This is a genomic window from Aminobacter sp. 01T433, assembly GCF_056398585.1.
In genome coordinates, this window is the sequence record NZ_JBFTPR010000006.1 from 40,876 (window position 1) to 62,299 (window position 21,424).

Here is a 21,424-nt window from a genome sequence, read left to right on the forward strand (position 1 = left end):
ATTTGCATGGGTCCGTTTCCGCACGATGCGCCGCCGGCCAAGATCAGCGCCGACAACCCCGCTGGCACCGACGGATTCGAATTCGTTGAATTCGCCCATCCCGAGCCAGAGAAGCTCGAAGAGCTGTTCGCCCGCATGGGCTATGTGCCGGTTGCGCGTCACAAGACCAAGAACATCACCGTCTGGCGCCAGGGCGACATCAACTATCTGATCAATGCCGAGCCGGGCAGCCATGCCATGCGCTTCGTCGGCGAGCATGGCCCTTGTGCCGCCTCGATGGCCTGGCGGGTGGTTGATGCCAAGCATGCCTTTGATCATGCCGTCTCCAAGGGCGCTACGCCCTACACCGGCGACGACAAGGCGCTCGACGTACCGGCGATCGTCGGCATCGGCGGGTCGCTACTTTATTTCGTCGACAAGTATGGCGCCAAGGGCTCGACATATGCTGCGGAATTCGACTGGCTTGGCGAGGCCGATCCAAAGCCAGCAGGCGTCGGCTTCTACTTCCTCGATCACCTCACCCACAATGTCTATCGCGGCAACATGGACAAGTGGTGGGACTTCTACCGCGAGCTGTTCGGCTTCAAGCAGATCCACTTCTTCAACATCGACGGCCGCATCACCGGCCTGGTCAGCCGCGCTATCACCTCGCCATGCGGCAAGATCCGCATCCCGCTGAACGAGTCCAAGGACGACACCAGCCAGATCGAGGAATATCTGCGGAAGTACAAGGGCGAAGGCATCCAGCACATCGCCGTTGGCACCGACGACATCTACAGTTCAACCGACAGGATCGCCGACAAGGGCCTAAAGTTCATGCCCGGCCCGCCCGATACCTATTACGAGCTGTCGCACACACGCGTGCATGACCATGAAGAGCCGATCGAACGGATGAAGAAATACGGCATCCTGATCGACGGCGAAGGCGTCGTCGATGGCGGCATGACCAAGATCCTGCTGCAGATATTCTCCAAGACCGTGATCGGGCCGATCTTCTTTGAGTTCATCCAGCGCAAGGGCGATGAAGGCTTTGGCGAGGGCAACTTCCGCGCCCTGTTCGAGTCGATCGAAGAAGACCAGATCCGGCGCGGCGCGATCTCCAATAACGCGGCGGCCTGAGCGCAAGGGGCCCGGCTTCGACGAGAAGCCGGGCCTCAGGTCGCGCGCTGCGTCGTGGCAGCCTGAATACGCGCCCGGCGATAGGCATCCGGGATCGACAGCGCCCAGACGAACAGCCCGCCGGCATGGCGGCCGATGAAGCTCTGGTCGGGCGTGGTCGTGGCGTAAGTGATCACCGAAAACAAAACGACGAAGAAGGCGAAGGCGAGCCCGCGCGTGGCATCGCGCGCGGCGACATGCCCTGCGCCTGGCAGCACGATCGCCAGTGCCAGCACGACATAGGGGTTGATTGGCTTTGCCATGGGAACCTCAGGCAGCTTCGTAGGTGGGGATTACGGCTTCCGCTTCGGCAAACACCTCGCTCAGCGCGTTTGCCTCGGCAATGGCCAGGCTGACGAGTTCGGGCGAAATCGCAGTCAGCGGAAAACGGATCTGCCGCAGCAGAAGATGCGCGCCGGGCTCGCCCTGAGCGGCCTGGCGGATGATACGCGTGCCGCGCGGCTTGATGACGGCTTCCTTGACTTGCGGGTCGGCAAACAGGTTGCGAAACAGGGCCGAAACGCGCTCGATCTGCCAAGGCGTGGCCGTGCCGTCGCCACGCATCAAAAGCGAGGCGTCGGTCTGCGGCGGGGTCATCCACTCCGCCATGTCGTGGACCAGCGAATAATATTCGGCGCCGGTCGGGCGAGCGAGCGCGCCGATGGTGGGGCGTTTCAGCGCTCCGGTTTCGCTCAAGGTCACCCTGAGCCAAAGCTGGGGCAGCCGGCGAAAAACCATGGTGTCCACGATGAGCTCGACCTTGGCCTGGCGGCCATCGTCGAGGCGGCCGACAAGGGTCGGGAAGTGATCGGGGCCGAAGGTGATGTGGGCATTGGCAAATATCGTGGCCGCGTCATCGAGCAAGCCGTGGCGCTGGGCCAGCGCCGAGCGGTGCTCGCTCAGCGCACGGGTGCCCATCCAGCCGCAGCAGATGGCGGCAAAGACCGAAAGGACGATCGTGGTGATCATTCGTGGCGCCTTGTTAGATGAGAGGCGGCGCGGGTTTGCGCCGCCTCTCCTGGCATGGTCAGTAGCCGACCGGCTTCGGCCAGGGCATGGTGAACTGGTCGCCGCGGCGCACGAACTGGTAGCGCCGGAAGTGGAACCAGAGCGATGCCACGATGTAGAAGCACATCATCGCGCTGAGCTGTGTGCCATAGCCGAGGAACACGGCGAAATAGGCGGTCGAGCACAGGATCAGCAGGACGATCGTCGGCAGCGGGTGGAACGGATGGACATAGCCGCGCTTAATGGTGTCGAGCGGCCACTTGTTGCGGAACATCACCATGTTGAAGGTCATGAAGGTGTAGCCGAGCAGGCCCGACAGGATCGAGAAAGTGACGACCTGGTCGAGCGGTGCGCCGAGCGCGAAGATGAGCGCGATCGGAACCAGAAAGACGATGGCGCGGTACGGCGTGCGGTAGACTGGGTGCACGGCACCGAACCAGCTCGGCAGGTAGCGATCGCGACCCATCGAGAACCAGGCGCGCGAGGCGTCGTTAATGCAGCCATTGGCCGAGGCCAACGTAGCAAAGGTCGTGCCGACAAAAAGCAGGACCATCAGCCCGGTACTGCCAGTAACGCGAGCCGCGTCAAACAGCGGGGTACCGGCCTGGCCGAGATATTCCCACGGAATGAGACCCGAGCAGACATACCAGGTCATGGTCGCCGCAATCAGCAGCGTCATGATGCCGGCCATAGTTCCGTAAGGCAGGGACCGCGCCGGCGAGCGCACTTCCTCGGCGGCCTGGCAGGTGCCTTCGATGCCGAGATAGTACCACAGGCCGAAGTGCAGTGCCGCAACTATGCCGACCCAGCCGTAAGGCAGCGGATCGGTGGTAACAGCCGAAAAGTCGAGCGGCACGTTGGAAGCACCGAACTGCACGGAGATGAACAGCGTAATGATCGCCAAGAAGGCTACTGCGGTGATGACCAGGTTGAAGGTCAGCGTTGCCAGCACGCCGCGATAGTTGAGCCACGCCAGAAACATAATGGCGAGGATGATGAAGGGCTGCTGGTTGAGCCCGGTATGGCCCTGCATGCCTGCGACGGTGTCGAGCAGGAAGCCGACAGTGATCGCGTTGGCTGCTTCGAGCATGGTGTAGGCCATGACCAGGAACAGCCCGACATTGAAGGCCATGAGCGGGCCGACGATATGCTTGGCCTGGGCATACTGGCCGCCGGCCGCTGCAACCGTCGAGGTCACTTCGGAATCGATCATGGCGACGCAGGTGTAGAGCAGGCCGGCGACCCAGCAAGCGATGAGGCCGGCAATCATGCCGCCTTTGCCGACCGAGAAGTTCCAGCCCATATATTCGCCGACCAGAACGATGCCAACGCCGAGCGCCCAGATATGGGCGGGACCAAGCACGCGCAGCAACTGAAGCCGTTCAGGCTCCGCTGCCGTTGATGTAACATTTGCCATCGTCGTCCCCTCAGATCTCGTGGCGTTCTGCGGTCGCCTCGATCTCGCCTTCGCGAGAGGAGATCAGCAGTTCATTGTCGTAGGTGGTATCGATGCGGACGAGGTCGATGAGCATCAGCACGCCGAACATGGCAGAGAGCGCCCAGGCCACGTATTCAAGGATGTTCCAGGTATCCATTGTGGCCTCTCCCTAGCGCTTCTCGTTGCCGAAGCGTTCTTCGATGACTTCGCGGTATTCCCTGTCGGAAAGCCGCACGACCATGACGAAATAGCCGATGACCAGCACGGCCATGACGATCAACGCGACCCAGCTGAAGCTGTAGTCAAAGCGCGCGGTAATGATGTCATTGGCAGCGGCAGGATCGGTGATGCCAAGGGCCGCCCATTGCTGCTGCTCAGTGGCGTTTTGGCCAAGCGCTTCCCAGGTTGGGTTGGCGATAGGGTTCGGCACTTTGGCCGCACCGGCAAGGCCAAGATAGAGCGGAATGTAGAGCGCGCCGATGGTCAGCACGAGCAAGGTCACGACGTCGAAAATCTGGCCGGCCAGGCTCTGTTTCGGAGGTTTGTAAGCCATTGTCCGCTCCTCAGCCGCGACGCCGGCGCATCTCGTCGAGATGCTTGATGTCGAGGCCATAGATGAAATGTTTGTCTTCGACGTAGTGGCGCAGCATGGCAACGATAGCCGCCGTGTTGAATGTCAGGACCAGGGCGCAGGCAATCGACAGGATGACGCGGATGGCCGGGATCGAGATGTAGGACCAGACGCTGAACAGCGCGAACAACATGGTGCACCAGAGCACCGCGACGAAAACCACGAGGCCCGCTCGATCACGGGCATGCATCTTGTCGATGCGCTGATCGAGAGTCGCAGCCTCGCGCTGCTGACTTAAAGTCGCTTCCATTTTTCCTCCTCATCAGGCCGTTTTCGGCTTCGTATTGGTTTGCCTATGCGGGAAATTAATTTCCCTTGAGGAATGTCCGGCAAAGTTAATTTCCTGTCAAGTGACGACCGCGCGCAACTGTCGCAGCGCGACTTTCGACCGAGGCGCAATGACATTGAAACGATTGGATTTTGTCGCCCCTGACAAGCTGTCGGAAATTTTACGCAGGCTGTCGGAAATAGGCGAGAAACGGTGAATGACAATGCCGCGCTTCGGCGGCGATGATCCAAGACGGTACTACTGGCAGTGCATGGCGGGTGTTAGCCCCGACGGAAAGCCGTCCAACCCTAACCCCGCAAACGCGAGCCGTGCCTCACCACAATGTTGCAGCAGGCGCAGAAATTCGAGCATGGAGGAATGAGTGAGTCTGCCAGCTAACGTGGTCTCGAAGTCGTCGCCGGCACAGATCAGGACGGTTGCGGACAGCGCTTGAAGTTTGCCGGTGTGTTGTTCGCAAAGACAGCCGTCGAGGGACGGCGTGTACGGCCGTTCCATCTTGGCCAAGCGCACGGCGTGAAATCAGCTCTGCATTTCTAGCTCGAAGGTAGCGGTTTGCCCCTCCTGCATGAGGTAGCAAACCGCGCTTCACGCCGGCGAGCCGTTAGCGTTGAAGGCGCTACTGAGCTCTCCGGGATATGAGGCTACTTCTTTTTCGATGCGTTGAACCTGTCGACGTAGCCGCGTGCGACCGCGCGGACGGCGCGGCCGATGTCGTCATAGACATCATCTTGAAGGTTGGCGAATGAGACGCGCACGCTCCAGTTGGGCGCATCGAACCCGCCTCCATTGAGCAGCACGATCGAATGGTCTTCGGCCAATCGATAGACAAGGTCGAGCGGATGCACGTTCTCTTTCAGCCATTGGACCATCTCTTCGCCCTGGTACTTGCGCAGCCAGAACTCGAAATCGAGGGTGCCATAATATCCCGCAAAGCTTGGATTGGGCTGAACATCGAGCGGCAGTCCTTCGAGCAGGCTGTCGACGCGACGATTGCAGATCTCCATGCAGGCTTTCTGGTACACCTTCTCGGTGTCCATCAGCTCGCTCATGGAAAACATGGTCATCATCACCTGCTGTGGCAGCGATAGCCCGGCGGTGTGATTGAGCGCCACGTCGCGGCTGTCGGCCACAAGCCTGTCGATCATCTTGAGCTTGCGTGGCTCGAGCGTGATTGCGATGTAGCGCTTGTCGAGCGCCTCCAGCTCCTTGGCGGGAAGCTTGGCGATGATATCGTCGAGGATGTTCTTTTCGTGCAGCGCGATGACGCCGAGGCGCCAACCGGTGCAGCCGAAATACTTCGAATAGGAATAGACGCCGATGGTGTTGTGCGGCAGCTCCGCCATCAGTGAGCGGAAGCCGTTTACAAAGGTGCCATACACGTCATCGGTGAGCAGGATGAGGTCCGGGCGCTTCGTTTTCACGAAATCGACCAGCTTCTTCATGGTTGGCGCGTCGATCGCCATCGAGGTCGGGTTGCCGGGATTGACCACAAAGAAAGCCTTGATCTTTGGGTCTTCGAGTTTTTTGATTTCCTCGTCCGAATACTGGAAGCGATGCTCTTGCGTCGCTCTGATGTGCACCGCCTTGAAAGCGTAGTCTTCGAGCTCGGCGATCTCGATATAGGGCGTGAAGATCGGCGTGCCGATCGCAATGGTGTCGCCCTTCTTGAGAATGCGGTTCGCCATCAGCGACTTGAAGATGTAGCACATGGCGGCAGTGCCGCCTTCCACCGCATAGAGGTCGAACTTGCCAGACGGCGGCTTGTCGCCGGCCATCGCCCACATGAGGTAGCGGTGAGCGACCTGCTCGGCGTGAACGAGCATGCGGTCCGGCACGGGGTAGTTGTCACCGATGATCGAGTCGGTGAGCTCGAAGACGAAGGCGTCTGCATCGAAGCCCAGGGCCTTCACCCCATGGCGAACCATGTTCGACAAAAAGTCAGCGCCCGGCATGTCGGCGTGCTTGTCCAGCCAAGCCTCCAGGCGCTCGGCAATCCCGCGCATCTGCGGCATGCCGGCGAGCCCCGCCTTCGGATCATCCATCGTGCGGCGGCATTCGGTCAGCGCAAACTGGCCGAACAGAAAGAACCCCTCGCGTGGCGCGGTCGCAACCCAGTTGGGATTGCCGCGTCCAGCGTTGAGCAGGGCATGGGCGGATTTCTGCGCGCTAACCTTAGCTAGCTTTATGAGCCCGTCCTTGATCTCGAACGGGCTCATCTTTTCGTATTCTCGGTAGTCAATCGTTTCCATGGCATCACTCCCAGAATACCGAGCAGGGCGTTATTGCCTACTCTGCTTTCTTTCCGTCGCCCCGAAGGGGCAAGCTTAGGCGACCTCGTTCACGATCATCATGCACCCCGCGAGGGCGACATGTCCCGACTGGCTTTAGAACTTCACCCTGGCTCCCGCGAGAAAGGCATAGCTGGTGTCGATATCCACGGCCGCCTCATCGTATGAATAGGAGCGCGCGCCGAGATAGAGTTCTGTCTGATAATAATCCAGATTCTGGACGAATTGGGCACCAAAGGATGTGCTGCTGCTGTCAGCGGCTGCGATGTCGTTGCCAAAATAGGCATCGACCGAGAACGCGGTCTTGCCCGCTTCGAAGATGTCGGTTTGATAGCCCAGCTTGACGTAGCCATACTTTCCATCGACCGCCTGCTCATCCGAATAGGCTGCCGCGACCGTCAGGCTCAACCCCGTCGGCTCATGCAGTATCGAGACCGACCCGTCGAACAGATTTTGGTCGTCGCCGGGCCTGGAGAAAGCGATGGCGCTGGAGACTTTGTAGTCTCCAATGGTGTTGTCGTATCGCGCGGCAATGTCCCACACGGTGACGTCGGTATCCGTGGGGACCACCTGCTGCCCTACCGAAGTCGCCAGGCTGAAACCGCCAAGGAATTTCGGCGTGTCGTATCGAGCGCGCAGCTTACGGCCAACCCCGTCGAAATCGGTGAACGCATCCTTGACATGCACAGAAGTGAGCGTGCCATCGGACTGCCTGAAGAACGGCCCTCCGGCCATGTCGGAGACCAATGCATATCCAACGACGGTGGTTCCTGAGAGGTCGACTTCCGCAGAGGAGTCTGACGCCATGCTGCCCTGACCGAGCCACAATTTGCCGAGCTCTTTGGACTCCAGGTAGAATTCCGCCTTGCGCAGCAGATTGGTATCCCAATCGAAATCGCCACGATTGAGCTGGTTCACGGAGTTGGTGGAGTAAGGGGTCCACTCCCATTCCAAGTTGCCGCCAAGCGACCAACCTTCGGAGATGGCCCCGTATAGCCGTAACCCGATGCGCGAGGATGAATTGCCGTTGTCGACCGGACCATAACCCAAGGTCGATCCGCCGTCGCCGAAGACCAGCAGGCCTTTGTTGATCTGGCCATAGAGTTCAAGATAGCTGTTGTCGTCGCCAACACGCAGCTTGGGTATCAGGGTGGACTTGCCGGTGTCGGCTGCCTTGGCCGCCGCTGTGTCTGCTGCAGCGGCCGGCGTGGCCATTGCCAGCGACATGAGCGGGAAGGCCATTGCCGCCACCAGCGTCTGTCGTTGAGTTCGCATCATCCCCTATCTCCGATACGTTTCAATCCGCGGCTGTGCCGCATTGCAGGACCCCGCCAAAATCAAAGATTACCTGGAAGCTGCCGTCGTCCGGCGCGTTTGTAGTTTGCGGCTCTCTTGGCAACGCCGAAGCCACGTCTTGGCGCGGAGGCCAGCCACAATTTCGATGCCGTTGTGATGGAAGCGTGCTTGGACGACGGAGCGCAAGACGCGCACGGCTTGACGTCGGGAACCGGCGAACTCTCGCGACGACTGGCAAGTAAAAGTCGCCGCCGGGTCCGCTTCGGCGAGCGGTTTGTGCTCAGGCAGGGGATGTCGCTTATGGTGCAAAACTCCCCGGGCAGTGTTGGCCGCGGCCGGGAACCAGTCACCCAAATGACGCCATCTGGAAATGATGGACGTTTCATTTTCATTTCAGCTTTGGTTAACTGCGATAGGCATGAACAAAACTTCCCCGGTCCATGACTTATATTGCAGGATACCAGATAAAGCCTTCATGTACTTCCTCTGCACCGAAAATGCACTGGAAATTAGCAGTAAGTCTCTTGTTTTCTTCGCAATGGTAGCATCTTGAAAGGATGACGCAAGGGTGTAATCTTGCCTGATTGGCGATGCACCTTGCAGCGCAGAGTTGTGACCGGCCGTACCGATTCATAGAGGGGATTCCACTATGTTTGACTGGTTCGTAAACACACTTCGTAGTTATCCAGAAATCGCAATATTTCTCTCTTTGGCCCTCGGATACTATTTCGGGTCTTTTACATATAAGGGGCTCGGCCTCGGTGCGGTAACGGCAACCTTGATCGCGGCTGTCATCATCGGACAGCTCGGAATTACGATCTCGCCCCCGCTCAAAGCGACCTTCTTTCTGATGTTCCTGTTTGCGATCGGCTACGGCGTCGGGCCGCAATTCGTTCGCGGCATCGCCAAGGATGGCATCCCGCAGGCTCTGTTTGCGGTGGTTGTTTGTGTTTTCTGTCTCGGCGCGCCTTTGCTGGCGGCCAAGCTGGCCGGCTATGACATCGGATCAGCGGTAGGTCTCTACGCCGGTTCGCAGACCATATCGGCATCGATGGGGCTTGCGACGGACGCAATCAATCGCCTGGCGCTGCCGCCGGAAGAAACCAAGCGGCTGCTCGATGCGATGCCGGTTGCTTATGCCGTCACCTATATTTTCGGCACGGTCGGTTCGGCCATCGTTTTGGCCCTGCTCGGCCCCGCCTTGCTGGGCATCGATCTGGAGGCCGAATGCAAGCGTTACGAAGCCGAACATGGCGGCACCAAGGACGTGGGTGGTGCCGGAACCGCCTGGCATCATTATGAACTGCGTGCATATAAGGTCCGGGAAAATGGACGGGTTGTCGGAAAGACGGTCCATGACGCCGAGTCCCTGATCCCCGACCAGCGCGTGTTCATCGAGCGTTACCGCCGGGGCGGCAAGATCGAGGATGCGACGGCAAGCACGGTGATACAGGGCGGCGATATCGTTGCCGTGGCAGGCCGGCGCGATGTGCTGGTGAATCTGCTCGACGAAGCCGAAGAGGTCGATGACCGCGAATTACTGGCGGTGCCCATCGAAGGCGTCGACATTCTTGTCACCAACAAGCAAGCCGACAGCAAGACGTTGGCCGAGCTTGCGCAATTGCCGGCGGCACGTGGCGTGTTCCTGCGCAAGATAGCACGCGGCGTCACCGCGACTGAAATTCCGATCTTGCCGAACACCAAAGTGCATCGCGGCGACATTCTGACGGTAGTCGGGCGCACACAGGATACCGCGGCAGCCGCCAAGGCGCTTGGCGTCGCAGACCGTCCAAGCGATATCGCTGACGTGGCTTTCATCGGGGCTGCGATCGCAATCGGCGCCCTGATCGGAGCGATCGTCTACAAGGTCGGCAATGTGCCGCTGACGCTGTCCACTTCGGGCGGCGCACTCATTTCAGGTCTCTTCTTCGGCTGGTTGCGCTCCGTACACCCGACATTCGGACGAATTCCATCCTCCACGGTCTGGTTCATGAATTCGGTCGGCCTCAACGTCTTCATCGCCGTGGTCGGCATCTCGTCGGGTCCGGGCTTTGTCGCCGGCCTGCAGCAACTTGGCTTCAGCCTGTTTCTCTGGGGCATATTTGCAACGACAGTGCCTCTCATTTTGGCGATGTATGTCGGGAAATACGTATTCCGCTTCCATCCCGCCATTCTGTTGGGGTGCTGCTCGGGCGCACGCACGACGACGGCATCGCTTGGCATGATCAACGACCGTGCCAAGAGCCAAATTCCCGGGCTTGGCTATACCGTTACCTATGCCGTTGGAAACACCCTGCTGACGATCTGGGGCATGGTCCTTGTGATGCTGATGGCCTAGGTGCGACTTCTGGTGGGGCTGTCCTCGGAGACGGCCTCCCCGGATGGCTGACCGAGGAAAGATGGTCTGCACGGGATGGAATTTTCGGGTTCCATGGAGCGCCGCAATCGGCGGCGCTCCAAAACCGGTGAGATGACGGCCGGATGGCCGCGACAGACAGTTTAATCAGAACAAACATTTAATCAGAACAAACATTGGGAGCACGCGATGCCACGCAACACCGCACGTATCGATCAGTTCCTCCTCATCCATTCAGCGCGTGCCGATAACTGGCGCGAGATCACGACGCTGGCTGACGCCTGGGCCACCGGACGTGGCAAGCGGGCAGCGCTTGAGGCTGCGATTGCCGAGATGGCGGCAGCCGAGGAGTACCACGCCTATCCGGGCTCGCGATTGCTCGGAGCCTTGAACGAGCGCGTTGCCACCGATGATGCGGGAGGAGCGGCGAAACTGGCCCGACGCATTTCCAACGGGCTTCTGACACATGCTTATCGCGGTCGTCCGGGAGAGTGGGACGTCCATGATGAGATGTCGTCGGGCGAAGTTGCCGACATCATGCCACCCGCGAGCGGCGAAGGGGGCGGGCGCCGGCCCTATTTCGAAGTGCTGTTCGTCAACAGCCAGCCCGCCGCGCGCTGGCCCGCAATGGCAGCAGAGTTGCGCAGGCTGCGTCGGCCGGAGGATGCCTTCATTTATGAGCCCATCATGGTCGGCTCCTTCGAAGATGCGCTCTGCGCTGCGGCATTGAACCCGGACATCATTTCGGTCGTCCTGGCCGAAGGCTTTCCCTACCGTTCGCGGCGCGACGCGCCAGTGCTGCGCTCGATATTGGATCCGCTAGGAGAAGCAGAAGGACCTGACATGTCGGCGTTGCGCCTTTCGCGCACGTTGAAGCGGATTCGACCGGAACTCGACATCTACCTGCTCTCCGACCGCCAGGTGGAGCACATTGCCGGCGACCCGGCGGCGGATGCCGTACGCCGCATCTTCTACGCCGTGGAAGAGCCGCTGGAGATGCACCTCGCCATCCTGGAAGGTGTGCAGGACCGCTTCGACACGCCTTTCTTCGACAATCTGAAGAAATACGCGCGGCGGCCCATCGGCACATTCCATGCGCTGCCCATCGCCCGTGGCAAGTCGGTCTTCAAATCCGACTGGATACGCGACATGGGGGAATTCTATGGCCTCAACCTGTTTCTGGCGGAAAGCAGCGCCACGACAGGTGGCCTCGACAGCCTCCTGGAGCCCACGGGAACCATCAAGCGCTCGCAAGAAATGGCCGCGCGGGCATTTGGCGCCGACCACGTGTTTTTCGTGACCAACGGCACTTCCACGTCCAACAAGATGGCTGTGCAGGCGCTGCTGGCGCCAGGCGACATCGCAGTCGTGGACCGCAACTGCCACAAGTCGCACCACTACGGCATGGTCCTCACCGGCGCGCAGCCCTACTACGTCGAAGCCTTCCCGATGACGGAATATTCGATGTATGGCGCGGTGCCTCTAGCCACCATCAAGCGGGCGCTTCTGGCATTGCGGGCGGAGGGGCGGCTCGACCGACTGAGACTACTTGATCTGACCAACTGCACCTTCGACGGACACATGTACAATGTCCGCCGCGTCATGGAGGAATGCCTCGCGATCAAGCCGGACCTCATTTTTCTGTGGGACGAGGCATGGTCTGGATTTGCCCGCTTCTCGCCGTTCCTGCGTCCGCGCACGGCCATGGGCGCTGCCGAGGATATCGAGAACTGGCTGCGGGATCCGGCGTCGGTCGATGCCTATGAGAAGCAGCGCGCGGAACTCGGCGACAAACCCTCCGACGAGACGCTGCTCGCAACGCGCCTGATCCCCGATCCACGTCTCGTGCGGCTTCGGGTCTATCAGACCAACTCCACGCACAAGTCGATGTCCGCCATCCGCCAGGGGTCCATGCTGCTGGTCAAGGACGTGGATTTCCACACCGTGGAAGCTCAGTTCCACGAAGCGGTCTTCACCCACGCTTCGACAAGCCCCAACCAACAGCTGATCGCCAGCCTCGACGTGGCGCGGCGGCAGATGGAACTCGAAGGCTATGGCCTGGTGATGAACGCCATCGAGATCGGGCTTAAGATCCGGCAGGCGGTGAACACTCACCCACTGATCTCGAAATATTTCCGCGTCCTCGGTGCCGACGAGATGATCCCAGCTGCCTACCGGCAGTCAGGCTTCAAGGACTATCTCGCACCCGGCTCGACCTGGGCCACCGCGGTAAAGGCGATGCGGGAAGACGAATTCTACCTCGATCCCACGCGCATGACGCTGGTCTGCGGAACCGCCGGTTTCGACGGAACCCAATTCAAGGGTCTGCTGGCGAACGAGTATGACATCCAGCTGAACAAAACATCGCGCAACAGCGTGTTGCTGCAGTCCAACATCAACAACACAAGAAGCGACGTTGCTCACCTCGTGCGCGTCCTGGTCGAGATTTGCCATGGCATCGAAAAGCGCCTCGCCGACGGTGGGGAAGAAGAACGGTCGGCCTTCGCCGCGCGTGTGAAGTCGCTGATGACCGACGTGCCCGATCTTCCAAACTTCAGCCACTTCCACGAGGTTTACCGTGGCGACGCCGGGCGGTTGACGCCGGAAGGTGACATCCGCACCGCGTTCTTCAACGCCTATGATGCTTCGGTCTGCGAATACGTGCCGCTCGCCGGCGCCGAGTGCGACCGGCGACTGCGCGAGGGGCCGGAGATGGTCTCGGCCAATTTCGTCATTCCCTATCCACCGGGCTTCCCGATCATGGTGCCGGGCCAGGTGCTGACGCAGGAGACGATCGACTTCATGCGGAAGCTCGATGTGAAGGAGATCCACGGATACGAGAAAGCGCGAGGACTGAAACTGGTAAAACCCGACGCGGTCGCAGCCAGGTCGAAACGCTGAAGGGGCCGCCGCACATGCCGCCCAAACCGCCTCATGCAATGGCGCAGGCGCGGTAGCTCAGGGTCGGGCAGAGGGGAGCTTGTTTGGTCATGGCTTGGTTCGGACAATTTCTGGTCAAGTATCCCGAGCTCGCGATTTTCCTTGCGATCAGTATCGGCTACCTGATCGGGGGGATAAAGGTTGGAGGTTTCAGCCTGGGGCCGGTTACCGGCTCTCTTTTTGCGGGCATCCTGATCGGACAGTTCGCCGATGTGCCGGTTTCGAGTACGGCCAAGTCGTTCCTCTTCCTGCTCTTCCTCTTCGGCATAGGCTACTCGGTCGGGCCACAGTTCATGCAGGCCTTGAAGCGCGATGGGATGAAGCCGGTCGTGCTCGCCGTGGTCGTGTGCGTAACAGGACTTCTTACCGCGATCGCGGTTGCCAAGGCGCTCGGCCTCGACCCAGGTTTCTCAGCGGGGCTGCTTTCAGGGTCGCTTACCGAGAGCCCGGCCATGGGTACGGCAACGGAGGCAATCAACGCTCTCCCGCTGCCTGAGGCAGACCGTGCGCGTTTTGTGGCGCACATCGCTGTAGCAGACGCGGTCTGCTACATATTCGGTGCTGTCGGAGTGATCTTGTTCTGCAGCGTCGTCGGGCCCAAACTGCTCGGCATCGACCTGGCTACCGAGGCGCTCAAGCTGGAGAAGGAGTTGGGCATCAAGCGCGTCGCTGCTGGGGTCTCGTCGGCTTGGCACAAATTCGAGTTGCGCGCATATCGGGTCGCGGATCACGCGCCAATCGTCGGCCAGTCAGTGAAGGCGGCCGAGGAAAAGTTTCCGGAGCATCGGCTCTTCATTCAACGAGTCCGGCGAGACGGCACCATTCTTGAGGCGACACCGCAGCTTGTAATCCAACCTGGCGACGTCGTTGCAGTGTCGGGCCGGCGAGAGACGCTGGTGGACGTGGTCGATGAGCGCGCCGAAGAGGTTGAGGATCCTGAGCTCCTCGATGTCCCAGTCGAGGTCGTGGACGTGCTGGTGACACACCGGGAACTCGTGGGCCGGACCATCGAAGATGTGTCGAAGGAGAGCTGGGCAAGAAGCGTCTATCTCCGCAGCATCACGCGCGGGGGGCAAGACATTCCTTTCGCGCCTGGCATCACGGTCGAACGCGGCGACATCGCGCGGCTGGTAGGTCCAGAATCAGTTGTGCCACGTGCCGCAGAGCGCATCGGAGCCATCGTCGCGCCAACAACAGCGACCGACTTCTTCGTTCTCGGCCTTGCGATCTTCCTTGGCGGGCTTGTCGGCGTGCTCGTCACCATTCCCATCGCAGGCATGCAGATTTCCTTGAGTACCAGCGTAGGCACGTTGCTGGCGGGTTTGGTTGTGGGGCATCTGCGCACGCGCTTTCCCCTCTTCGGCCGGATACCAGACGCGGCGATATCACTGATGACGGCACTCGGCCTCGCGGCCTTCGTCGCGATGACCGGTCTTCATGCCGGACCTGTGTTCATGTCTGCCATTGCCGAAGCGGGCATCGGACTTTTGTTCGGCGGCATGATCGTCACCCTGATGCCCATGATTGTGGGGCTTTACGTCGGCCGCTACTTGCTCCGCATGAACCCCATACTGCTGCTGGGGGGACTGGCGGGGGCGCAGACCATGACAGCCGGCATGGCGGCCGTCCAGGATCGGTCCGGCAGTCCGGTTGCCGTGCTCGGTTACACGCCGGCGGTTCCGATCGGCCATATCCTGCTCACCACCTGGGGAACGGTTATCGTCGGGGTGATGGCCGGATGAGATCCGCGTTCAAGCATGATCCGCCCAAGCGGCTGCAGACACCTACAATGATGCGGAGGGATACTTGCCGAAATTCCGTCTCCGCATCCTGATGTTTGGTTGCCGCAAGCGAGCGTAAGATTGGTGTCGAAGAGATCACCTGCCAGACCCCGACCAAGGCAAATGAGGCGCATATTCTTCGCTGCGCTTTTGCATCAGCTTCATGTCTTGTGGCCGATCTTCTCTGGCGTTCTGCTGGTCATGATCGGAGCTGGCCTTATCATTGGGCGCATAGAGGACTGGCGGGTCCATGAGGCGCTTTATTTCACCTTCGTGACCGGCCTTACGATCGGCTACGGAGATTTTGCGCCGAAACATTTCACGGCACGGTTGCTTGCGGTGGTGATTGGTTTTTCCGGCATCGTCCTGACCGGGCTTGTCGCCGCTGTCAGCGTCCAGGCGCTGCGAGCGACCGAGGATGAGGATTCCGAACAGAAATAGGCTCACCCGACGATACCGATGCCAACCGTTCGAGCCAGGACAACGGTACTGCGCGATGACTCGCCACAAGGCACTTGCCGATCGCAGGCATCGATAAAAGTCCTTGGGGTCAGGAAAAGGATGTGACTGTAGCCATGCTTCTTTTGCTCAAGGAAATCCGCAACAATCCAATGCTCTGGCTATTGGTATTTGTGCCAGTGGTGCTCATTGCTCAGCAGCTTGAGCCCGAAGCGCATACGCTGCTTTTCGTACTTTCCGTCCTAGCGATCGTGCCACTGGCCACGCTGCTGAGTTCCGCGACCGAGTCGGTGGCAGCCAAGACTGGCGATACTGTTGGAGGTCTTCTCAACGCCACGCTCGGCAACTTGACCGAACTTGTCATCGCACTGGCTGCGCTGAATGCCGGGCAGTATACCTTGGTGAAGGCGTCGATTGCCGGAGCGATCGTCACCAATACGCTGTTCATGCTCGGCGCGTCGTTTCTGCTTGGCGGGCTCAAGTTCCATACGCAGGAATTCAATCGAGACAGCGCCCGGCTGCAAACATGTCTGCTGTTTCTGGCAACGATCGCGATCATGACACCGTCCGCAATTCTCGATGCCGAGTCTGTCTCTACATCGGCCTTTACCCATCAATTGAGCGTTGGGCTTTCAGTACTGCTGATCGGCACCTATGCGCTGGGTCTGCTATTCTCGCTCAGGACACATCGGGAATTTTTCGGCAGCGCATCGCATCACGAGGCCGGTGACGAGATATGGCCAGTGCGACTGGCGCTTGCGGTCCTGGCCGGCGTGACCGTGCTGGTGGCACTGGTGAGCGAGATTTTCGTCGAGTCGGTGCAGGAAGCGGCGGTTACGTTCGGCATGTCCCCCGCATTCGTCGGCTTCATCGTCGTCGCGCTGGTTGGAGGCGCTGCAGAGATGGCCTCGGCCTTTTCCGGCGCCCGCAAGAACCGGCTGGATTTGAGCGTGGGCATCGCACTTGGAAGCGCATCCCAGATAGCACTGTTCGTTGCGCCGGTTCTGGTCCTGTTGAGCTACGTCATCGGCCCTACGCCGATGGATCTGTGGTTCTGGCCAGGCGCGGTGATCATGGTTTTCGTTTCGACGATGACGGCTTTTTTGATGACAAGCACCGGACGTTCGGCGTGGTTCGTGGGGGTGTTTATTCTGATGGTCTACCTGGTATTCGCCATGACACTGTACCTTCTGCCGCCGCAGATTTAGCTCCGCATGAACCCCATACTGCTGTTGGGGGAATTGGCGGGGGTGCAGACCATGACGGCCGCATGGCGGCTGTCCAGGACCGGTCCGGCAGTCCGGTTGCCGTGCTCGGCTACACACCGGCGGATCGGCCACATCCTGCTCACCACCTGGGGAACGGTAATCGTGGGTATGATCGCAGGCTCCGTCGAGAGCGCATTGCACCGCCTCTGGTCGAGTCATGGCCGCGATGTCGATCTCGCTTCGCCCTCAGCCATCCACGCATTCAACAATGTGTAGGCCACCGCAAGGACAGTAGGGCCGATGAAAATTCCCAACAGACCAAACGATATCAAGCCCCCAATGACGCCGGCAAGGATAAGAAGAATGGGAAGGTCGGCGCCTCTTCGAATGAGTGCCGGACGTATGAACTGATCCATTGTGCCAGCCACGATGGCAAAGAGTAGCAACACCGTCGCCCAAAACGCCTCGCCAGAATAGTACATCCACACCACCGCTGGCACCATCACCAGCGCGGGGCCGAGCTGAATCAAGCACAGCAAGAACATCACCGCTGCCAGCATCGGCGCGAAAGGCACGCCAGCCACCAACAGACCTATGCCCCCAAGAGCGCTCTGGGCTACTGCGGTCACGACGACACCCAGGGCAACACTTCGGATTGCCTGGCCAGCCAGACGAACGGCCATTTCTCCTCGATCACCACCCAGTCGGCGGCCGAAACGAACGACAGTGGCAGCTGCCTGCTCGCCGCCCATGTACATGATAGCGGCTATCAGGGTCGTTAGGAGGAAGTGGAAGAATATCCCACCCAGACTGCCTGCGAAGGATGCAACCCATTTCGTCATCGCCCCCGCATAAGGGGCAAGCTTGGACGCCAATTCATCCACGCGACTTGTCGAAAGCTTTGTCCAGGCCTCTGCGGCCCGTGAGCCCACCAACGGCAAATCGGCCAGCCAGGACGGCGGCGGCGGCATCCGCAAGGACAGGGCGGTGCGGATCAAGTCGCCAATTTTGTCGGTATTGGCGACGACGGCACTGACCGCCAGCCAAAACGGCACGATCAGGACTAACAGCAAGATCAGCGTCATGATCGCCGTGGCCCAGCCACGGCGATTGCCGACATGGCGCTGCACCCACAACATCAGCGGCCAGGTCGCGATCACCAACGTCGTGGCCCATATGATCGCTGGCAAAAAAGGAAGCATCACCCAGATGCTGGCGACAAGGATGCTGCCGATAAACAGCACGCCTAGTGTTGCGCGCGTGAGATCCCCATGCACTCGAGCCATACCATCCGTCCCCTTGAGCGCCGCCAAGTTGCAACAAGAAGGCAGTCCCTGACATGTTGTTGTCAAGTCGCACTGATCACGGTCCGCCAAGTACATACTCTACAGCAGCTAGCTTGGTCCGCAGAGGGTAATGCACGGAGGTTTAACGCCGATTTGGGCCCCCCTCCAGGAGGCATTTAGGACTAGTGGCATCGCCCCTCGTTTCGGCTGCCCAGATTGAAAGCTCCGGCTGACGATGAACGCGTGCGGGTGGTCATTCACCATTTGAAAGCTGGTTTTGCGCCAATAAGCGCGACCAGGGCATCTGGCAATTGCTAGCGGGTTTGATAGGGTTCCCAATGGCCGCATGCGTGTCGCATCGGCTTGCTGAGCATGGAGGTTGCGAGCGTCCCCCGCCATCCAAGTAGTCGATTGATTCCAACTGTGTAGAGGCGCATGATGCATTGGAGGGTAATCCTGCAACATGTGTGCGATGACGATTGCGAGCTACAGTTTGGGTTCGGCAGCGTCGATTGCTCACAATACGAGGTTTTCATAAGACTGGGGTGCTGAGGCTTTGGCCATGCTTGCCGCGTCCAGTGTTGAAGGCGAGGATGAGCACCCGATAAGCGAGACTTGCCTTGGCGTAGGGGGGTTGTCCCTTGAGCGAAATTTGGAGGTACTGCGATGATCATCAACAAGATCATGAAAGCCGGTATTACGTCCGCCGTTGCTCTTACCTTGATGTCCGCTGCCTCGTCGTACTCCGCTTTGGCGCAGGAAAAAACGGCGGCCACACCAACCGCGCCCCCGGCACCCGCGGCGCAGACGCCGGAGCCGCTGAGCGCCGACGAACTCGAGGTGCTGGTGGCGCGGATCGCGCTTTACCCGGACGAGCTCGTCGCGGTGATCTCCGCTGCCTCGCTCTACCCTCTGCAGATCGTCGAAGCAGAGCGCTACCTCACCGCCTACGCCAAGGACAAAAACCTGAAACCGAATGAGAGTTGGGATGGCAGCGTCATCTCGCTGCTCAACTATCCAGAGCTCGTCAAGATGATGAGCGACGATCTCGAATGGACACAGGACTTTGGCGACGCTCTCGCCTACCAGCAGAAGGACGTGCTCATCGCCATCCAGCAGTTGCGGGAGGAAGCAGTGGCGAAGGGCGTCATCAAAAGCGATGACAAGGTGAAGGTGGAGACGTCCGGCGACAATATCATCATCCAGTCGGCGAGCAGCGAAAAGATCTATGTGCCGCGCTACGAGCCGCAAATGCTGTACGAGCCGGGCTACGTTGCGCAGCCAATCTCCTACTATCCCGATCCCTATCCAAGCTACTGGTACCCCACCGCGACTTTCTTTGCGGCGGCGGCAACCGGAGCGATATGGGCTGCGGCGGTCAATTGGGATGATTGGGGTATTTGGGGTGGTAACTGGAACGGCAGCGACATCGATATCGACTGCAATAACTGCCTCAACAACATCAACGGCAAGCTCAACCTCAAGGACGTCGACTGGAAGAACGTCGACCGCTCGAAGCTCAATTTTGACAAGAGCCAACTTGCTAAATTCGATCGGACGAACATCAAGAACAGGGTTGAGAATACCCGGGCAAACTCGATCGGCAACCGCGCGGCCGACATCAAGAGGAGCCAGTCCGCAAACCTCTCCAACCGAACTGCCAAGGCCACGGATATACGCAAAAGTACTCTTGAAGGGCTGAAGAACAGGCCTGGCGGCGACTTGGCAAATGCCCGGCCCGACATGCCGAGGCCGGCTGCGCGGCCAGGCAGCGGCGGCCGTGACATCGGAAAGGCGAACAACCAGCGGCCGGCCAACGCCAAACGCCCTGCCGGCAAGCCAAAGGTTGCAGCAAGACCTGACAACAGGCCCAAGAAGCCATCCGGGCTCGGCAATGTCGACCGCGGCAAGGTTGCTCAAGTGCAATCCAGGCGTGGCCAACAGGCCATGGGCGGTGGCCAGCGCGGTGGTGGAAAGGCCATTCAAAATCGCGGCGGCGGCGGGCGAAACCTGCATCATGGCGGTGGCGGAGGTCGTTCCTTCAGTGGCGGCGGCGGACGATCCTTTAGCGGCGGCGGCGGCCGCGGCGGCGGGCGTGGTGGTGGCGGGCGGCGTTGAGAGCGGGAAAGGAACAAGACCATGAACACGATCCTCAATCATCAATTCCTACGCTCGATTTGCCTGGCCGCTCTTGTCTCTGGCTTTGTCGCCACGGTACCGGCCGCGACGCGTGCTCAGGAGCAATCTCCGCCCGCGGCTCCTGGGGCTGCGGCGCCCTCCGACGAAGATTACGGCATCTTTGCTTATGAGTCGGAGCAGGAAGCGCCGCTCTTCGATGAGTCAGCCCAGGCCGTTGACGCCTTGAAAGCCGCTTTGGCCGCCAATGATTTCGACGGGGTGGCAAAGCTGCTCGGCCTCGATGCAGAGAAGCTCAAGACTGCTGAAGGGGCTATGGACACCTTCGCCCAGATTCGCGACGCTGCGGCCAAGCAGATCCTCGTCGTCGATACGGACGGCGGCAAGCTCCTCCAGCTCGGCGACAAACTCTGGCCACTGCCATTTCCCCTGTTGAAAGGAGATGACGGAAAGTGGGCTTACGATACCGAAGCGGGCCTGGAGGAGATCGTAAACCGACGTGTTGGCCAAAACGAGTTGGAAGCGATTTCGACCATGCGCGCCTATGTCGACGCACAAAACGATTACGCCTCGGAGGACCGGGACGGCGATGGCGTAGATGAGTTCGCACAAAAACTGGTGAGTAGCGAAGGCGCGACCGATGGCCTGTATTGGCCTGCTACCCAAGGGGACGGAGACAGTCCGGCGGGCGGCTTTGTCAAGGAGGCGGAACTCGAAAGCGCCAGCAAGGGTGAAGGTTATTTTGGCTATCGTTTCCGCATCCTAACTGGCCAGGGCGATAAGGTTGCTGGAGGCGCTTATGATTATATCATCAACGGCAACATGATCGCCGGATTTGGCCTGATCGCTTGGCCAGTCAAGTATGCCGAGACCGGCGTGAAGACTTTCGCCGTGAACCAACAGGGCATCGTCTATCAAGTCGATCTCGGTCCCAGCACTGAGGACATCGTCAAGTATATCGACCGCTTCAACCCTGATGACAGCTGGGACGTCGTCAACGATTGAACTGGCAGGCTATTGCTGCTGCAGCGATGCCGGAACCGTCGCCGACGCGGCCGCCGAGGCGACGCAAACGGAAGGCCGCTCGGCATGAGCTTGACATCGATGGTCATCTCCATGCCGGCGTTCGATCTCGTCGCCCGTGCCACAG

17 protein-coding genes are annotated in these 21,424 nt (G+C 59.9%); 8 read left to right on the forward strand and 9 right to left on the reverse strand.

Going from position 1 to position 21,424, the window contains the following annotated elements; translation table 11 throughout:
- Window positions 1–6 precede the first annotated feature (6 nt).
- The gene (gene hppD, locus AC1DLV_RS12480; RefSeq protein ID WP_476799878.1) at window positions 7–1,119 is read left to right on the forward strand and encodes a 4-hydroxyphenylpyruvate dioxygenase; all 1,113 of its coding nucleotides are present in this window, start codon (window positions 7–9) and stop codon (window positions 1,117–1,119) included.
- A 35-nt stretch (window positions 1,120–1,154) separates the two neighbouring features.
- Here hppD and AC1DLV_RS12485 read toward each other — a convergent pair whose 3' ends face one another.
- The 8 genes from AC1DLV_RS12485 to AC1DLV_RS12520 all read right to left on the reverse strand — a co-directional run bounded on the left by AC1DLV_RS12485 (window position 1,155) and on the right by AC1DLV_RS12520 (window position 8,054).
- Window positions 1,155–1,421: a hypothetical protein gene (locus tag AC1DLV_RS12485; RefSeq protein WP_476799879.1), complete on the reverse strand. Its 267-nt coding sequence runs from the start codon at window positions 1,419–1,421 to the stop codon at window positions 1,155–1,157.
- A gap of 7 nt (window positions 1,422–1,428) precedes the next feature.
- Complete coding sequence (locus AC1DLV_RS12490; RefSeq protein ID WP_476799880.1) at window positions 1,429–2,127, reverse strand: hypothetical protein; 699 nt, start codon at window positions 2,125–2,127, stop codon at window positions 1,429–1,431.
- A gap of 58 nt (window positions 2,128–2,185) precedes the next feature.
- Entirely contained in the window at window positions 2,186–3,583 is a 1,398-nt protein-coding gene (locus tag AC1DLV_RS12495) for an APC family permease (RefSeq protein WP_476799881.1), read from the reverse strand.
- 10 nt (window positions 3,584–3,593) lie between these two features.
- The gene (locus AC1DLV_RS12500; RefSeq protein ID WP_476788038.1) at window positions 3,594–3,761 is read right to left on the reverse strand and encodes a hypothetical protein; all 168 of its coding nucleotides are present in this window, start codon (window positions 3,759–3,761) and stop codon (window positions 3,594–3,596) included.
- Window positions 3,762–3,773: 12 nt separating this feature from the next.
- A complete protein-coding gene (locus AC1DLV_RS12505) occupies window positions 3,774–4,157 on the reverse strand; it encodes a hypothetical protein (protein ID WP_476799882.1) in 384 nt (127 codons plus the stop codon).
- A gap of 10 nt (window positions 4,158–4,167) precedes the next feature.
- Window positions 4,168–4,485 (reverse strand): hypothetical protein, encoded by a 318-nt coding sequence (locus AC1DLV_RS12510; protein WP_476799883.1) that lies wholly within the window; start codon window positions 4,483–4,485, stop codon window positions 4,168–4,170.
- 680 nt (window positions 4,486–5,165) lie between these two features.
- Complete coding sequence (locus AC1DLV_RS12515; protein WP_476799884.1) at window positions 5,166–6,773, reverse strand: bifunctional aspartate transaminase/aspartate 4-decarboxylase; 1,608 nt, start codon at window positions 6,771–6,773, stop codon at window positions 5,166–5,168.
- Between the two features lie 135 nt (window positions 6,774–6,908).
- Window positions 6,909–8,054: a hypothetical protein gene (locus AC1DLV_RS12520; RefSeq protein WP_476799885.1), complete on the reverse strand. Its 1,146-nt coding sequence runs from the start codon at window positions 8,052–8,054 to the stop codon at window positions 6,909–6,911.
- Between the two features lie 703 nt (window positions 8,055–8,757).
- Between AC1DLV_RS12520 and aspT (AC1DLV_RS12525) the strand changes: the two genes are divergently transcribed.
- The 5 genes from aspT (AC1DLV_RS12525) to cax all read left to right on the forward strand — a co-directional run bounded on the left by aspT (AC1DLV_RS12525) (window position 8,758) and on the right by cax (window position 16,852).
- The gene (gene aspT, locus AC1DLV_RS12525; protein WP_476799886.1) at window positions 8,758–10,446 is read left to right on the forward strand and encodes an aspartate-alanine antiporter; all 1,689 of its coding nucleotides are present in this window, start codon (window positions 8,758–8,760) and stop codon (window positions 10,444–10,446) included.
- Window positions 10,447–10,653: 207 nt separating this feature from the next.
- Complete coding sequence (locus AC1DLV_RS12530) at window positions 10,654–13,365, forward strand: decarboxylase (RefSeq protein ID WP_476799887.1); 2,712 nt, start codon at window positions 10,654–10,656, stop codon at window positions 13,363–13,365.
- An 89-nt stretch (window positions 13,366–13,454) separates the two neighbouring features.
- Entirely contained in the window at window positions 13,455–15,146 is a 1,692-nt protein-coding gene (aspT, locus tag AC1DLV_RS12535; protein WP_476799888.1) for an aspartate-alanine antiporter, read from the forward strand.
- Window positions 15,147–15,308: 162 nt separating this feature from the next.
- Window positions 15,309–15,626, forward strand: a complete 318-nt coding sequence (locus AC1DLV_RS12540; protein ID WP_476799889.1) for a potassium channel family protein — start codon at window positions 15,309–15,311, stop codon at window positions 15,624–15,626.
- Between the two features lie 134 nt (window positions 15,627–15,760).
- Window positions 15,761–16,852 carry a calcium/proton exchanger gene (gene cax, locus AC1DLV_RS12545; RefSeq protein WP_476800075.1) on the forward strand — a complete coding sequence of 364 codons (1,092 nt, stop codon included), beginning with the start codon at window positions 15,761–15,763 and terminating at the stop codon, window positions 16,850–16,852.
- A 215-nt stretch (window positions 16,853–17,067) separates the two neighbouring features.
- Here the strand turns inward: cax and ydiK are convergent, their stop codons facing one another.
- Window positions 17,068–18,138: an AI-2E family transporter YdiK gene (ydiK, locus tag AC1DLV_RS12550; protein ID WP_476799890.1), complete on the reverse strand. Its 1,071-nt coding sequence runs from the start codon at window positions 18,136–18,138 to the stop codon at window positions 17,068–17,070.
- Between the two features lie 666 nt (window positions 18,139–18,804).
- On the opposite strand from ydiK, the gene AC1DLV_RS12555 reads away from it, so the two are divergent.
- Complete coding sequence (locus AC1DLV_RS12555) at window positions 18,805–20,256, forward strand: DUF3300 domain-containing protein (RefSeq protein WP_476799891.1); 1,452 nt, start codon at window positions 18,805–18,807, stop codon at window positions 20,254–20,256.
- Window positions 20,257–20,277: 21 nt separating this feature from the next.
- The gene (locus tag AC1DLV_RS12560) at window positions 20,278–21,279 is read left to right on the forward strand and encodes a DUF2950 domain-containing protein (protein ID WP_476799892.1); all 1,002 of its coding nucleotides are present in this window, start codon (window positions 20,278–20,280) and stop codon (window positions 21,277–21,279) included.
- Window positions 21,280–21,424 lie beyond the last annotated feature (145 nt).